We start from the raw sequence: 14,453 nt of genomic DNA on the forward strand, positions 1-14,453 counted from the left end.
CATACTATCATATTTTACTACGTTATCTTTTGACAAGAATCTCTTATTACCAGTTCCGTAGGAATTATCTGCCTTTTTGGAATTTCCATGCCTTCCAAAACACCCAGAGCTGTTTCAATCAAGGCATTTCCATACTGATCGTAACCATAATCCATACTGGTTAAACGAGGAACACTGGTTTTGGCAAGAAATGTGTTATCAAAGCTTACCACTGAGACATCTTCTGGAATACGCAGGGAGTGCTCTCTTAATGATTGTATGATACCCAGTGCAGTTAAGTCATTGATTGCAATGATAGCGCTTGGGAGTTTTCTACCAGACTCAAGCATCTGGTTCATGGCCTCGTATCCGGACTCTAGTGAGTAATCTCCGGTTTCCACAACATCATACGGACAAAACCTAGTCCCATGTCTGCAAAGGAAGCTGCGATAACGAATCCACTTGGTTTGGGTGGATTCTACATCGTTTTTTCCTCCAATCATACAGATGTGACGATGGCCGTTGGAATATAAATATTCCATCACCTGATCCATTCCGTTGATTTCGTCTAAGTTTACCTGATAACAGTTGCCGCCCTCTAACTTTCCTGTAATGACTACAGGCATTAAGTCACTGATACGGTTAATTCTTTCTGCATATGCGTTATCGGTAATCAGTTCATCAACTCTGCCGCCCATAATAATTAACGCATCAATCTGCTGACCCACCATCTTATAAAGACGCTGCTCTTCCATCTTCATATCATTCATATAATTACTAAGCATCAAGCTGTAATCTCGTTCTCCCGCCGCCCTCTCACATTCCACTGCAAGCCCTGCATAAAATGGATTGCGAATATCTGGTATCAACACTCCGATAATTTTTGATCGGCTGCTGGTTAATCCTCTTGCCATTGCGTTGGGACTAAAATTGTATTTTAAAATTAGGTTTTCTACTTTTTTCCTTTTTTCTTCACTGACGTTGGCATTTTGGGTCAATACCCTGGATACTGTGGCAGGTGATACACCTGCTTCGTTGGCAATTCGATAGATACTTATCTTTTCTCTGTCCATCCAAATTCCGCCTTTTGCCATAATTGCGCTAGCTCCACATTGCTTGAAACCGGTTTCTTGATATGGATAATAATATCTGCAGTATCAACCTTAAATCATTGATGAAACTGCAGATAATCATGAACTAGGAGTAAATATATCAGATTTAACCAGTTATATTTTTGTGTATTTTATACTAATATACCACTAATATTATATGTATTTTAGCTATTTTTTATGATTGCTTCTATTCGCAAATAAGAAGCAAAAGTTATCTTATCCGACAAAATCATGCAAACAAAAAAGAGATCAGTATCAATAAATGATATCAGATCTCTTTTTTATAATTTCCTTAAGCCTTATTCTATTTCTATATCATGCAGAGTATGTACTTGTACTTATAGCGGATTTTAATTGCTTTACTCTTTTCGCACCCATACCTGCATCTCATTTTCGCCCCGGTTTGCCCAGGCATAGTAAGGTACAAAGGAAAGCTTTAAAACTTCTTTATATTCTTCCGATGCATCGTGATATAAGGTTGCTTCCTCCTGGCTCACGATCTGTCTGTATCCGCCCATCTTAATGCAGGTCATCATGGTTCCAGCGATTTCTCTTTCTTCTATTTCAGCAGATCCAACTTTGTTGGCGCTTAACAAATGAAGATTGGCCCCATTGTCAACTTCCTCCATACAATATACAATCGGTCCTCTCATTATGGCTATTTTACCAATCGTTTCACGCACAAGAGGATTGGCTTCCAGTCGACGGATCTTCATTGGAAAATGAAGTTTCAATTCTTCCCCCTTCTCCCATCTTTTTGTAAGGTAGAGATAGCCCTGGGATTCCTTTTTCTCTACTCCGTCAGCGCATAAAAGTTCATATTCCTTTCCCCACCCCGGAATGCGGACTGCAACAGTAAAGACTTCTCCGGTTCCTTGTATTTTTATGTCAACGTCTTCTTTCCAGGGAAGATCTGAATGGATGCTGATTTTAGCAACTGTTCCATTTACCTTCTTTTCGATGCTTCCTCCAATATAGAGGTGGATAAATAAGGTGTCCTCTGACTCGGTATAAGCATAAAGACCTATGGAGCTTAAAAGTCTTGCCAGATTTGGGGGACAGCAGGCACACCCAAACCACTTTTGTCGTACGGTCTTTACGTGAGCTTTTCGTTCATCTCTACGACTTGCTTCTGGCAACACCTCCAGAGGATTTACGTAAAAGAAGCTTTTTCCATCCAGCGCCATTCCGCTTAAAACCGTATTATAAAGGGCTAGCTCCATTACATCCCCATATCTGGATTCTGGATTTATTTGAAGCATTCTTCTTGCAAAAAACATAAGACTTATGGACGCACAGGTTTCTGTATAAGCAGTGTCATTTGGAAGATCGTAATTAAAAGAAAACGCCTCTCCAATATGAGTACTTCCAATTCCCCCTGTGATATACATCTTTTTACTTACAATACTGTTCCACAGTTGTTTACAGGCTTCGTAGAGAGTTTCGTCCTCAAGGCAACGGGCTGCATCTGCCATTCCAGAATAGAGATATCCTCCACGAACCGCATGACCAACCGCTTCCTCCTGTTTCCTAACAGGCACATGGGCCTGATGGTATTCGTAACGAATCTTCCCCTCCTGCCCTTTTTTAACTGCTTCCGGATGTTCCTGGTCAAAATAATAAGGCCTTGTCCCCCGCTCATTGATAAAAAAGCTGCTTAAGCTTAGATATGTCTTATTCCCGGTAGCTTCATAAAGCCGTACCAGAGCCATCTCCGCAATCTCATGACCGGGATATCCTTTGCATTTTCCTTCCGCTTCACCAAAACGAGCTGCAATGCAGTCAGCAAAACGTTCTGCTGCTTTTAAAAGCTTATCATTGCCAGTAGCCTGATAATAAGCTACCGCTGCTTCTGCCAGATGCCCAAAGCAGTATAATTCATGATGATCACGCAGATTGGTAAATGCCATATCTTTACCGTTAATCATATAATACGTATTAAGATAGCCATCCTCTTGCTGAGCATTTATGATAAGGTCAATGGCTTCCTCTGCTGTCTTTTGAAGTTCCTGATCGGGATACTGTTCCAGAGAATATGCCACGGCTTCCAACCACTTATATAGATCACTATCCTGAAATACAAATCCATAGAATTGCTCTTTTAAGTCCTTTGGATCTTCTGGAAGTACTTCAAAACCACGATACGTATAGGAGGGTTCTTCAAATGCTTCTCCCAACCTTTTTCGTTTCTCATTTAGCCGTCCTGCTACCTTGAAATTTCGTATGCAATAGCTGGGAGCAGCATCTGCGACTTGGTCATTAAGGGCTTTCCACTGATAAGGAATCATTTCTTTTCGTACCAGATTAAGCTCCTGCTCCCAAAAATAATCGGTTATTTCAATCTGGCTTAAGGGCAACGGATTGTTATACTTATTTTTATCCATTCTTCTCTCCTTTTGTATTTAAAATCACACCTTTTATAACCTTATCTTATCAGATGATATACCCGCGAACCATTGCTAAAAAGGAATGAAACATGTAAAATATGGAATAGGGAACCAAGAGACTCAGAGTAGAAAAGGAAAACATTATGCTTGAATTAGAAAAAATGGCATCACGCCATCTCACAGGAGCCAATTACGTCACTTCCATCAATGGCATGATTCACCCAGATCGTATTATGACAGATCACGATTTTCTATACATACTCGATGGGACCTGGGAGATTATGGAGGGGGACCAGACTTACCAGCTTAAAAGTGACGATCTTCTTATTCTTTGTGCAGGACGTCACCATTTTAGCAAAAAGTTATGTAACCCAGGAAACCGCCATATGTATCTACATGTACAGCCAACAAAGCTAGAGTCCTTCTTTATGGCAAATCAATCCTTAGACGCTCCTAAACACATGGAAAAAGCAGAACATATATTTTTATGCCCCACACTGATACATTGTCAAAATCATTATAAGATACGAGATTATTTTCATGAGATTATCACCTGTCATTGGTCGAAAGATCAGGAAAGAGAAAACCGCCTTACTCTACTTTTTAATTTGCTGATATGTGAGCTGGCAGAGATTGAATCTGGTTCCGCTAAATACAAAATTCAGGATACTATGGTGGAAGAAATCATTCACCGAATACACATTACCCCTCAGTCTTTTCTCACTTTGTCAAAAATTGCTAAGGAACATTTTATCTGCGCACGCACCATTAATAACCGTTTTAAGGCCGTTTATGGAAAAACCTTTCATTCTTGCCAAATGGAGATTCACTTGGATATGGTACGGCAATATTTACTCTCCCACCCGCATTCCAAACTTCATGAGGCAGCTTTGAATTTTGGGTTTTATGATGAATTTCATCTTAGTAAAGCCTTTAAGGCTCAATTTGGATTATCTCCCAACCAATACAAGAAATCTACAAACAGCCCATTGGACAAATAAAAATCATGGTGCCAGAGTCTGTTTTGGCTCTTGCACCATGATTTTATATTTGATTTAATTTTCCTTATCAACCAAGATTTTTGATATGCTCTACCGCATTTTTTCCAGCCATTCTTCCGCTGTTGACTGCAAATCCTAAGCTGTTTCCAGGAAGTACGAATACATAATCTGGATTGCAGATGGAATAGGCATCGGTACCAGCTGCATACAAACCAGGAATTGCTTCTGCTTGTTCCGTAACAACCTCAGTTTTGTCATTGATTTTAATTCCGCCCATACTGCCGTAAGCGCTTGGGGCAAATTTCAGAGCATAAAATTTATGACCATCAATGGGCTTCATGTATCTTTGCTTTTTATTAAATTCCTTGTCAATGCCGGTCTTACATGCCTCATTGTACTGATGCATTGTCTCTGACAATCCTTCTTTATCAATTCCGGTCTTTTTAGCAAGTTCTTCTATGGAATCAGCCACGAACAAAACATCACTTCCGTTTTTCATGTGCTCTTCCATTTCCTGATTAAAGTAAGACATATCCATAGATGAGGTTACTACATTAATTAGATCCAGACCGTTTTCTTCATACCGTTTCAAAATCTTATCATCTACGATGGAAAATACAACACGGTTTTTCTGACGTGCTATGGCATTGACGGAAAATACGGGATTTTCCACCACCTCTTCGTTGTAAAAGCGTTTGCCCTCAAGATTTACAAACAAGTTCGGTTGACGGAATGGAAGCTCAATGGGTGCGTATCCCCCTGTATTTGGCGCGAAAAATACAAGCTCCATGTCCATATAGTCTTTCCCAGCTCCGGCATCCCATGCCATCTGAAGACCATCTCCTGTTAATCCAGGGATTCGATAGGAGTATAAATCCTTTCCCCATTCATAAGGGGTATATTTCTTAATGAATTCAGGACTGTCACCAAATCCACCTGCACAGATAATAACGGCTCCGGCATAGACCTCTAGTTCTCCCTCTTTGTCTGTGGCGGTAACACCGATAATCTCTCCATTATCCTTAATAAGATTTTTTACCGGAGTTTCCAGCATAATGGTGACACCAAGCTCCTCAGCTCTTTCTGTCATTGCCTTAATCATAGTCGCTGCTGCACGAAGTCCTGGATTTCCGGTTTTTGGCTTAATAATATGCCATGTTGCTTCGGAGCCTGGGAAATACTTGGATGGCAAAGCAAACTCCACCCCCATTTCCCCAAGCCATTCAATGGTTTCAGAGGATTGGTCAATATACTTTTTCACAAGCTTTGCATCAGATCTCCAATGAGTATAGTTCATAAATTTTTTAAAAGCACTTTCTCTTGTAAGATCAATCAAATGTTCCTTTTGAAGCTTTGTTTCCACGCCGAGAAGCCCCATTGCCATGTTGGCACATCCCCCAGTGGTATTTGCCTTTTCCAATACAATAACCTTTGCACCATATTCTGCCGCTGTAATTGCTGCCGCAAGCCCTGCTGCGCCTCCGCCTACTACTACAATATCCCCATCAAATTCTCTCATGTTACTTCCTCCTGATTTTCTTTTATTCGCTTCTTCTACGTCTTTTTTGAGACATTAAGCTACCTTGAATGGAATCTAATTGAGCACTTCCCACTGGCACTGGTTCTTTCGGAAGATTAGGCACCGAAGCACTCGTTTTTAATATGGCACCAGGTTTACAAGCCATTACACAGTCCCCACACCTTGTGCAGGAATCCGGATTAATAATATGAATCAATCCTTCTCCACCACGAATGGACCTTGGCTCACATGTCTCTAGACATTGATTGCAACCATTGCATGTCTCTGGTGCTACATAGTACGTAATGAACTTTTTACAAACGAGAGCATCGCAGCGTTTTCTTTTTATATGCCGTTCAAACTGCTCTCTCTCATCATCTATAATTTTCTTTGCAATCCTTCCCACTTCCCTGCCATAATCGCAGGCAGAGCCTATGGACATATCTTCTGAAATCTCACTTATGACATCAATATCTCCATCCCGCCCGCTCCCTAGGGTAATGGATTCAGTCAAAACGGAAAGCTGTAAGATTCCTTCCCGACAGATTACACATTCTCCACAACTTTTGCGGCGCAGTGTATCAGAGAGCGCTTTTAGACGATCTACCGGACATGGGTTTTTTACTTCTCCTTCATACACGTTAGAGATAAAGTCTTTGATTTGATCCACAGACTTTTCTTTCCACCGATCTCTTTCTTTTCCTATCATGATCCCACTCCTTCTCCTACTTGATTTTGTAGTGTATCCAAAGCTTCGGCCTTGTGATCTGGGTCCTTAAATCACATTGCAGACACCTTCCAGCTTCCCCACATGCAGAGGAATCATTGTAACAGTCATCCATGCACTCGTTTCGGTTCGCCTCCAGAAAGCCTTCCTCTCTGCCAAGATACTGGCTTGGTATTACATCATTTGTCAGCTTATCTTCAATATCTCCATCCCCATTTAACTCCTGGCCAATGACAGAGGCTGCTTTTCGACCTGCGGCAATGGCCTGAATCACGGAATGAGTGCCATAGACGGCGTCCCCAGCAGCAAAAAGATCGTTTCTACCAATCACTTTTATTTCATTCTCTGTCGCAATGAGATTGCCTCTTTTAACTGGGACATCCCAATCCTGTGGGATCTCTGGCTTTTGCCCGGCAGCAAAAATAATGGTATCCGCTTTAATTACGTGTTCAGAATCCGGCTTTAGAATAAGCTGTAATTTTCCGCTCTCATCAAAAGTAAAGGAGGATACCTCCTGGCACCTTACCCCTGTGCCTTTATCGTTTAAGCCTTCAATCCTTAGAAAGGTTCTTCCATTTAACAACTTGACGCCTTCTTTTAAACCTTCCAAAATCTCATCTTCACTGGCTGTCATGGCCTCTCTGGTCTCTAGACATGCAATTACCACTTCCTTTGCTCCTAACCTTATGGCTGATCTGGCACAATCAAACGCAACATTTCCTCCTCCAAGGACAACCACTCTGTCACCCACCAGCTCTGAGGACCCTAATGACACGCCTTTTAAGAAATCAATATTTTCATAGACATTGTTATAATCTGCACCTTCTATTGGCAGACGGTTTCCTTTTCCTGCACCTACTGCAAGCAATATTTTATCAAACCCTTTTGCCTTTAAATCCGTTAGGGATTCTATTGGAGTATTGGTCAATATGGTAACTCCTGCCCGTATTATTTCCGAGATTTCCTCCTGGACAGCTTCTCTTGGAAGGCGGTATTTTGGTATACCCGTGGTCAACATACCTCCTGCCACTGGCAATCGTTCAAATACGGTCACCTCATGTCCCAGTTTTGTCAAGTAGTATGCTGCGGTCAGACCAGCGGGTCCGCTGCCTATGACTGCAACACGTTTTCCTGTCTTTGGTTTAAAATTTGCACGCTCTCTCCAAAGTCCCTCATCCTTGTCTGCTGCAAATTTCTTAAGCTCACGGATGGAGAGCGACTGGTTAATCTCTTTCCGTCTGCATACGCTCTCACAAAAAGCCATGCATACATACCCCAACGAATGGGGGAAGGGTGCTTTTTCCCTGATGATGGCAATGGCGTCCTGATATCTCCCCTCTTTAATTGCCCGGATGTATCTGGGCACATCCGTATGAGCGGGACATTCTGCCTTACATGGAACCAACTCAAGATCCCAGTTCAGGTTTGGTTTCAATACGCCTTCTTTATCTTGTAACGCTCCTGTCGGACATACTTCCACGCAGGCCCCGCAAAAACGGCAATGTTCTTCTTCCATGGAATGATGATTTTTAATATCCACCATAACTCTATCATCTTCCGTCATCTGATAATCAAGTACATCAACTCCCCGTAGCTCCTTGCAGGCTCTTACACAGCGGCCGCAGGAAACACAACGGTTTAAATCTCTTACAAACAATGGATTTGAAGTATTTACTGGTACACTGTTTAAGGTTCTTCTAAGTCGTGAGGTGCTGACCTCCAGGTATTGGATTAGGGACTGCAATTCACATTTTAAATATTTGGGACAGGTGGTGCAGTCGTCTACATGATTTGCCAGCATCAGTTCCATGGAAAGGCGGCGCATAGCATTCAATTTTTCTGTCTTCGTATGTATTACCATTCCATCTTCCACCTGAGTCTTGCAAGATGTCCTGATTTCCCCACCCCCCTCAATTTCCACCACGCACAGCCGGCATTCACCCACATCTGGCAAATCTGGGTGATGGCACAAGTGAGGAATGTATAAATCCGCCTCTAAAGCTGCATTTAAAATACTTTTGCCTGGATCAACCTCCAAAGAATATCCGTCAATTGTAATTGATATCTTTTCCATTAAAACCCTCCGTTCTGCATTTCCCAATACACAAAATAACTCTTATTGACTCTTTTTATTATTAATCTATAATAGACTATATCGTCTACCCTAGGGGAAGAGTCAACTAGAAAGTGTGAAAAAAATGACAAAACTATATTCGATTGGGGAAGTAGCACGTATTTTAAATATTCCTATAAAAGCTTTGCGCAACTATGACCAGATTAATCTGCTGAAACCCTCTCAAACAGATGCTTTCACAAAGTATCGCTACTATAGCTATGATCAATTTTTTATAATCGATGTAATTCGTTATTTAAACAAAACTCTCAATGTTCCACTGGAAGATATTAAAATTTTGATCAATGAAAGCAACGGAATTGATAAATTGTTAACGATTTTAGAGTCACATCAAGACCATTTAAATCAAAAGATCAATGATCTGGAATATTCAAGAAAAGTCACGAATGGTCTGATCACTGATTTGAAATATCGAATGAGAAATCCTGAGAAAATCGAGATATTTGAGCAGTATCTCCTTGCAAGAACGCTCTATTATAACGAATTGAATGTTTCCATTTACGACCTGGATAAATACGTCAGCCGCAATGCTATGGATGGCTTTAATAAGAACAATAACGAAACCAATGTCATGTGCACTTATTACTCCATTTCGGAAAAACAAGCCGACAATCATCTTCAAGTAAGAGGCTTTGGCATATTTTCTGATCATAAAATATCTGGGCTAAAATGTAAGATTCTTCCCGAAGGCCGGTATATCACGAAACGATTTTTATACTCCGAAGAAAATCTTTTCACAGCTCTCAGTGAGCTGGTCCAGTTCACAAAGGAACGAAACATTCATATCGACGATCATGCATATTTAGTATCTAAAATGGTGAACGTTTCCGTTGCTTCCAAATACAATTATTATATGGACTTGCAGTTACTGCATTTGTTACATGAGAATGAGTAATCAAGCCACGTATGGCGCAAAAAAAGCTTCTTCCATTTCTGAAAGAAGCTTTTTAATCCTGATATCATAGGCAGGCCGCACCAAAGAATTCTAGCAAAACAGTCAGATATCCCCCTCTGCTTTGACAGCCTCCTCGTCGAAGCACAGATACTGCCTGGGATCAAATCCCATGGTCTTAAATTCCGAGCTCAAATAGTCAATGCGGACAGGCGTGATCTCAATCAAAAATAAAACAGTGGGTAATTTTTTTAAATTCTCCATAGAAATCTTTTTTATCGCCAATAAATCCATATATTCCTTTGACCAAGGCTCAATAAGACGGGCGGTACCAGTAACCTGCATCCCTCGCAGATTACCAAATCCAGTATAGCTGTTAAAAATTGCCAGACTAACATTGTTGTTACCTTCCAACCCCTGAAATTTCAAACCGCCTTCTGTAAACAACTTGAATTTTCCATCCTTGAATTCGTATTCTATGGGAGTGCAGCGCACAAAATCATCACAACCAGTCGCTAATGCGCATGTATTGTGGGCTTTGATAAACGTCACCATCTGCTTCCATAAGGTATCCTCTTCAAGTCGGAGGGACTCTTTCTCCTTTTCACTCCAATAAGACGCTGCTTTTTTATAATCCATAAATACCCCCCTCATTGATTCATTCTTTTTTTCTATGATAAAGAAATAATAAAACCTTATTCTCTAAGCTTCATTTTCAAAACGGGAAAAGGATTTCCCATCTCATCAGCCTCTTTACGTTCAAAAATTGTAAAGCCAAAATGCTTATAGAATTTTTCTGCATTTGGATTTTGCTCATTTACATCGACGTATGAAACTCCATATTCCCAAATCGCTTTTGTAATCAACCGCTTGCCTATTCCTTTGCCAATGCAGACTGGATCAAGAAATAACATTTCAAGCTTATCTTTTGAAATCCCCATAAATCCCACTGGTCCTTGATTTTCGTATGCCACAATCAGATGATCTATTTCTCTTATTGCAGCTTCTACAAAGGGGCGCAGGGCTATAATGTCATTCTCATTTAAGAATCCATGAGTAGCTATTACTGAAGACTCCCATACAGCGGTTAATTTGTCTACTAACAATTTCTTTCTGATTGGATTTTCAACTAACAATTGATACCTCATAATTTCTTTTATGTAAAGGTGTAACAGTTATGAAACACTCAGCCTTAGGGGGCATTTGATCCTATATATGACGTCCTATAACTCCATCTCTTTCATAATACGCCTCTTTCACAAAGATTACCAAATAGTTTTTAACTACATTATCCCATAGATGTGATAAATCGTCTAGTACGCACTTGTAAATACTCTCCTTACTTCATTGTATGTATTTACTTCGAGCACAATGTATTAAATAATAAAGACACAAAAGAATCAAAATGATACTAGAAAGGTGGAACTTATGAAAACTCTCGTAATTTTTGCCCCATTTAAAGCAAGTGCTAACCATATGGGGTCAGTTGCTTTGCCTTATTTCTCAGTTCTTGGAGCCTCATTTCAAGCTAGTGATGAAGATATTAATCAAAGTGCAAAAGACTATCTAAACTATATTTTAAAGTAACTATAACCGGATATTGATATTAAAAAGCCCAGTCATAAACCATATGACTGGACTTTTCTTCTAGATACGATTCGATTTAAAAATATAATAATTTAACTGAACTGCTTCAGGATTCGGATAAAATGATTGGCTTCTCTTAAGACATGGTCACCCAGCAAAGGTAAGATAATACTGCGTATTTTACATTCTGAGATTCCACTGGTCCCAGCTTCCTTAAAATCTTGATACCTTAAGGTTTCTTGCAACGTCTCACCCGTGATCTGCTCAATGGTCATATCGGTTGCCGACCTCGCCTGTTCCAGCAAAGTGGCATATTCCTGTGCAAAATTGTTTGATGTATTAATCAAATCCCCTTCTGTGGGATCTAGCAACCCTCGTATGAACAAAGCATGTTCCATCATGATCTGATCCCAGAAAAGCTCCGTTTCTTTTACATTGGTATCGGGGCTTTCCCCACTATCTAATGTAGCAAGCTGACTTCGATACATATTAGCTTCGCGCAATATGTGATCTATGAGCAAAGGATAATTAACCGTAAACATATTGCAGGATAATACATCATTTAATACTCTTGTTTTAAACTCAATAAGGCCGTCCAATAATGGCATGGTCTGAGCGTTAAGTTGTCTTACCTGCTGTACCATTTCCGATGTAATCTGGGGATCTTCCATCCCAAAAAGGTCTGCTTCCATTCTTGTGATATCCTGATTAATTACAATTCCAGTAAAGTTCTGTGTTTTTTGTTCCGTCCCCAGCGTATACTCGGTTACAAGCTCACCAGAGGATACTACGTTTGGAGATATGATTCCGTTTCCTAAGACAACTGCATTGTATAAAACCGTTTCAAATTGTGTTTTAAATTGATCCGCAACTTTTGTAAAATTAGCATTTGCCGGTGTGAAACCAGCTTCCAAGAAAAGGGAGTGTTCTTTCATGATTCGGCCAAAAAACAAGTGTAATTCCAAAGATAAGATAACATATTGCTGTTGATTTAACATGATTAACTTCCAGAAGCAGTTTTTAATATAATATGACGAATCTCGTAATTTCGTTACACTAGTAGTCCCACATATTATTTCACGGAGACATATTCATTTCCTTCTATATAAAATCTCCAAGGAAAGTCCTTAGCCTCCTCCGCGTAATCAATACCAATGCGTTTTGTCGTGACGATATTAAAATCTTCAGATTCTCCATCTTCAATATATACTACACTGCCACACAAATCCATACCATTGAAGTTTCTATCTATGGAGAGCGCGCCACAAAGCTTTCCTGGACCGTTAGTAAGGCCTCTTCGTTGGCTCATCGTCAATTGATCATATGCTTTACCAAACCTCTTTTGCGCCATCCATTCTTTTCCTTCCAATGGCTCAACCGCTCTAACTAAAATGGCCTGAGGTATTTCCTTTTCATTAACGACCACATTAAAGCAACAATGCAGCCCGTAAATCATAAAGATATAAGAAATTCCTGGTTCTCCATACATAACCTCTACTCTTTTAGTTCTTCTGCCATTGTAGGAATGGGCTGCTTTATCCACCACTCCCATATATGCTTCTGTTTCAATAATCCTGGCAGAAATTCTCTGTCCCTCTATTTCATGTACAAGTACCTTACCTAAAAGCTCTTTGGCAACTATGATGGAATCTCTATTATAAAAATCTCTATCAAGTTTTTTCATTCTACCTGCCTTTATGAAATCATTACATAATTATTCAAGAATATAGGAGCAGCAATAATCAGCTACTTCATCAGCAGTCACTTTAAACTTACTGTTTGATGGTACTTCGAATGACTGTCCAGCCTCATAACTAGTCCAGCTCTCGGCACCTGGTAGCATTACAGTTAGTTTTCCTGATAACACTTCCATTTCCTCCTTTTCGTCTGTACCAAATTCATATTCACCTGGCAGAATGATTCCTAATGTTTTTCTTGTTCCATCTTCCAGAAAAACGGTACGACTTGTTACTTTTCCATCGTAATACACATTTGCCTTTTTTATTACTGTTACATGCTCAAACATATCCATAATGTATCCTCCAATTATCAAACAATTCTAATCTTATAATGTTACATAATTCTAACGATGAGTCGGCCGGCTGTCAATTACTATTTTATAATTGAGGATGATGTGGCAAATAAAACCTTTGACTTTATATTCCTGTATTATTGCTTATTCATGATTCTACACTATATTTAAGTTTTGCGCAATTTTATATTTAACGAAATAAGAGCATATATCTAGTCTATAAATGGACACACACCTGCTTTTTCATTGCTGCCAAATAGCAGGAGTTTTTTCATTGTCTCCACTCTTACCGCTTCCACTGCCGCTGGTATTAAATCAGTAATTCCTTTGCCTGAGTCTGTGAATTGTCTCATTACAGCCTCTGCTGCTGCAGAATTAATATCTGTAAAAATATTGACTTTACTAATTCCATCTATAATTGCCTGACGAAAATCATGGTCCGTTAAACCTGAACCACCGTGTAATACAAGGGGCACCGTTACCTCTTTCGCAATTGCCCGTATCCGCTCAAAATCCAGTCTAGGTGGAAACTTATAAGCTCCGTGGGCATTCCCAACGGCAACCGCCAACGCATCCACTCCGGTTCTCTCTACATAATCTTTTGCCATCTCAGGTTCCGTATAAAAAAGTGAAGGATCCGTTCCCTCATTATCTCCTACATGCCCTAGCTCTCCTTCTATTGTGGCGCCATACTCATGGGCGATATCAGCCATCTCTTTCACTTTCCTCACATTGTCTTCATAAGAATCAGTGGAACAGTCATACATAATAGAGGTAAATCCCAACTCCAGAGCCTTTAAACACGTTTCCTTATTCAGCCCATGATCCAGATGGATCACGACCGGAACCTTTGCTTTTTTTGCCATTGGAAGTAGAAAATAAGAAACCTCCTCTAAGGGACCATAAGGAAATAATACTTCAGCGGTTCCCATAATAACAGGAGATCCACTCCTTTCTGCGGCATCAAGAATTCCTCTTGCTAATTCCAGATTGACCGCATTGAAAAGCCCTACCGCATAGTGATTCTTTTTTGCCGGAACCAATACATCCTTTAAATTAACCAACATTATAATCACACCTCTT

The 14,453-nt window shown here is 40.1% G+C and carries 14 protein-coding genes; 3 read left to right on the forward strand and 11 right to left on the reverse strand.

The genetic code is table 11. From position 1 onward, the window contains the following. Positions 1 to 17: 17 nt before the first annotated feature. Together BET01_RS15425 and BET01_RS15430 are read right to left on the reverse strand one after the other, a co-directional pair. Positions 18 to 1,052, reverse strand: coding sequence for a LacI family DNA-binding transcriptional regulator (locus BET01_RS15425; protein WP_120198067.1), 1,035 nt, complete (start codon positions 1,050 to 1,052; stop codon positions 18 to 20). A 398-nt stretch (positions 1,053 to 1,450) separates the two neighbouring features. Then, entirely contained in the window at positions 1,451 to 3,475 is a 2,025-nt protein-coding gene (locus BET01_RS15430) for a glycoside hydrolase family 127 protein (RefSeq protein ID WP_120197705.1), read from the reverse strand. Positions 3,476 to 3,621: 146 nt separating this feature from the next. On the opposite strand from BET01_RS15430, the gene BET01_RS15435 reads away from it, so the two are divergent. After that, complete coding sequence (locus BET01_RS15435) at positions 3,622 to 4,479, forward strand: helix-turn-helix transcriptional regulator (protein WP_120197706.1); 858 nt, start codon at positions 3,622 to 3,624, stop codon at positions 4,477 to 4,479. 67 nt (positions 4,480 to 4,546) lie between these two features. On the opposite strand, the gene BET01_RS15440 is transcribed toward BET01_RS15435, so the two are convergent. The 3 genes from BET01_RS15440 to BET01_RS15450 are packed head-to-tail and all read right to left on the reverse strand — an operon-like array spanning position 4,547 to position 8,799. After that, positions 4,547 to 5,998 (reverse strand): FAD-dependent oxidoreductase, encoded by a 1,452-nt coding sequence (locus BET01_RS15440; protein ID WP_120197707.1) that lies wholly within the window; start codon positions 5,996 to 5,998, stop codon positions 4,547 to 4,549. 22 nt (positions 5,999 to 6,020) lie between these two features. After that, complete coding sequence (locus BET01_RS15445) at positions 6,021 to 6,707, reverse strand: NADH-ubiquinone oxidoreductase-F iron-sulfur binding region domain-containing protein (protein ID WP_120197708.1); 687 nt, start codon at positions 6,705 to 6,707, stop codon at positions 6,021 to 6,023. Between the two features lie 16 nt (positions 6,708 to 6,723). After that, a complete protein-coding gene (locus tag BET01_RS15450; RefSeq protein WP_120197709.1) occupies positions 6,724 to 8,799 on the reverse strand; it encodes an FAD-dependent oxidoreductase in 2,076 nt (691 codons plus the stop codon). A 124-nt stretch (positions 8,800 to 8,923) separates the two neighbouring features. On the opposite strand from BET01_RS15450, the gene BET01_RS15455 reads away from it, so the two are divergent. Further along, a complete protein-coding gene (locus BET01_RS15455; protein ID WP_120197710.1) occupies positions 8,924 to 9,754 on the forward strand; it encodes a MerR family transcriptional regulator in 831 nt (276 codons plus the stop codon). Between the two features lie 102 nt (positions 9,755 to 9,856). On the opposite strand, the gene BET01_RS15460 is transcribed toward BET01_RS15455, so the two are convergent. Both BET01_RS15460 and BET01_RS15465 read right to left on the reverse strand, forming a co-directional pair. Next, positions 9,857 to 10,390, reverse strand: coding sequence for a pyridoxamine 5'-phosphate oxidase family protein (locus tag BET01_RS15460; protein ID WP_120197711.1), 534 nt, complete (start codon positions 10,388 to 10,390; stop codon positions 9,857 to 9,859). Between the two features lie 56 nt (positions 10,391 to 10,446). Continuing rightward, positions 10,447 to 10,887, reverse strand: coding sequence for a GNAT family N-acetyltransferase (locus BET01_RS15465; RefSeq protein ID WP_243117244.1), 441 nt, complete (start codon positions 10,885 to 10,887; stop codon positions 10,447 to 10,449). Positions 10,888 to 11,179: 292 nt separating this feature from the next. On the opposite strand from BET01_RS15465, the gene BET01_RS15470 reads away from it, so the two are divergent. Next, on the forward strand, positions 11,180 to 11,338 hold the full coding sequence (locus BET01_RS15470) for a hypothetical protein (protein ID WP_207667637.1): 159 nt from the start codon (positions 11,180 to 11,182) through the stop codon (positions 11,336 to 11,338). Positions 11,339 to 11,430: 92 nt separating this feature from the next. Here the strand turns inward: BET01_RS15470 and BET01_RS15475 are convergent, their stop codons facing one another. From BET01_RS15475 to BET01_RS15490, 4 genes are all read right to left on the reverse strand, one after another. Continuing rightward, on the reverse strand, positions 11,431 to 12,336 hold the full coding sequence (locus BET01_RS15475; protein WP_120197713.1) for a DUF2935 domain-containing protein: 906 nt from the start codon (positions 12,334 to 12,336) through the stop codon (positions 11,431 to 11,433). Positions 12,337 to 12,410: 74 nt separating this feature from the next. Beyond that, positions 12,411 to 13,022, reverse strand: coding sequence for a DNA-3-methyladenine glycosylase (locus BET01_RS15480; protein WP_120197714.1), 612 nt, complete (start codon positions 13,020 to 13,022; stop codon positions 12,411 to 12,413). A gap of 30 nt (positions 13,023 to 13,052) precedes the next feature. Further along, positions 13,053 to 13,370 carry a pyrimidine/purine nucleoside phosphorylase gene (gene ppnP / locus BET01_RS15485; RefSeq protein ID WP_120197715.1) on the reverse strand — a complete coding sequence of 106 codons (318 nt, stop codon included), beginning with the start codon at positions 13,368 to 13,370 and terminating at the stop codon, positions 13,053 to 13,055. A 212-nt stretch (positions 13,371 to 13,582) separates the two neighbouring features. Continuing rightward, the gene (locus tag BET01_RS15490; RefSeq protein ID WP_120198068.1) at positions 13,583 to 14,437 is read right to left on the reverse strand and encodes a class II fructose-bisphosphate aldolase; all 855 of its coding nucleotides are present in this window, start codon (positions 14,435 to 14,437) and stop codon (positions 13,583 to 13,585) included. Positions 14,438 to 14,453 lie beyond the last annotated feature (16 nt).

This window comes from Lacrimispora algidixylanolytica (genome assembly GCF_003609635.1).
GTDB lineage: Bacteria > Bacillota > Clostridia > Lachnospirales > Lachnospiraceae > Lacrimispora > Lacrimispora algidixylanolytica.

Coding starts and splice junctions, on each gene's coding strand:
- BET01_RS15480 (WP_120197714.1), bottom strand. CDS start 13,022: ATGAAAAAACTTGATAGAGATTTTTATAATAGAGATTCCATCATAGTT.
- BET01_RS15425 (WP_120198067.1), bottom strand. CDS start 1,052: ATGGACAGAGAAAAGATAAGTATCTATCGAATTGCCAACGAAGCAGGT.
- BET01_RS15455 (WP_120197710.1), top strand. CDS start 8,924: ATGACAAAACTATATTCGATTGGGGAAGTAGCACGTATTTTAAATATT.
- BET01_RS15450 (WP_120197709.1), bottom strand. CDS start 8,799: ATGGAAAAGATATCAATTACAATTGACGGATATTCTTTGGAGGTTGAT.
- BET01_RS15435 (WP_120197706.1), top strand. CDS start 3,622: ATGCTTGAATTAGAAAAAATGGCATCACGCCATCTCACAGGAGCCAAT.
- BET01_RS15475 (WP_120197713.1), bottom strand. CDS start 12,336: ATGTTAAATCAACAGCAATATGTTATCTTATCTTTGGAATTACACTTG.
- BET01_RS15430 (WP_120197705.1), bottom strand. CDS start 3,475: ATGGATAAAAATAAGTATAACAATCCGTTGCCCTTAAGCCAGATTGAA.
- BET01_RS15470 (WP_207667637.1), top strand. CDS start 11,180: ATGAAAACTCTCGTAATTTTTGCCCCATTTAAAGCAAGTGCTAACCAT.
- BET01_RS15445 (WP_120197708.1), bottom strand. CDS start 6,707: ATGATAGGAAAAGAAAGAGATCGGTGGAAAGAAAAGTCTGTGGATCAA.
- BET01_RS15490 (WP_120198068.1), bottom strand. CDS start 14,437: ATGTTGGTTAATTTAAAGGATGTATTGGTTCCGGCAAAAAAGAATCAC.
- BET01_RS15440 (WP_120197707.1), bottom strand. CDS start 5,998: ATGAGAGAATTTGATGGGGATATTGTAGTAGTAGGCGGAGGCGCAGCA.
- BET01_RS15460 (WP_120197711.1), bottom strand. CDS start 10,390: ATGGATTATAAAAAAGCAGCGTCTTATTGGAGTGAAAAGGAGAAAGAG.
- ppnP (WP_120197715.1), bottom strand. CDS start 13,370: ATGGATATGTTTGAGCATGTAACAGTAATAAAAAAGGCAAATGTGTAT.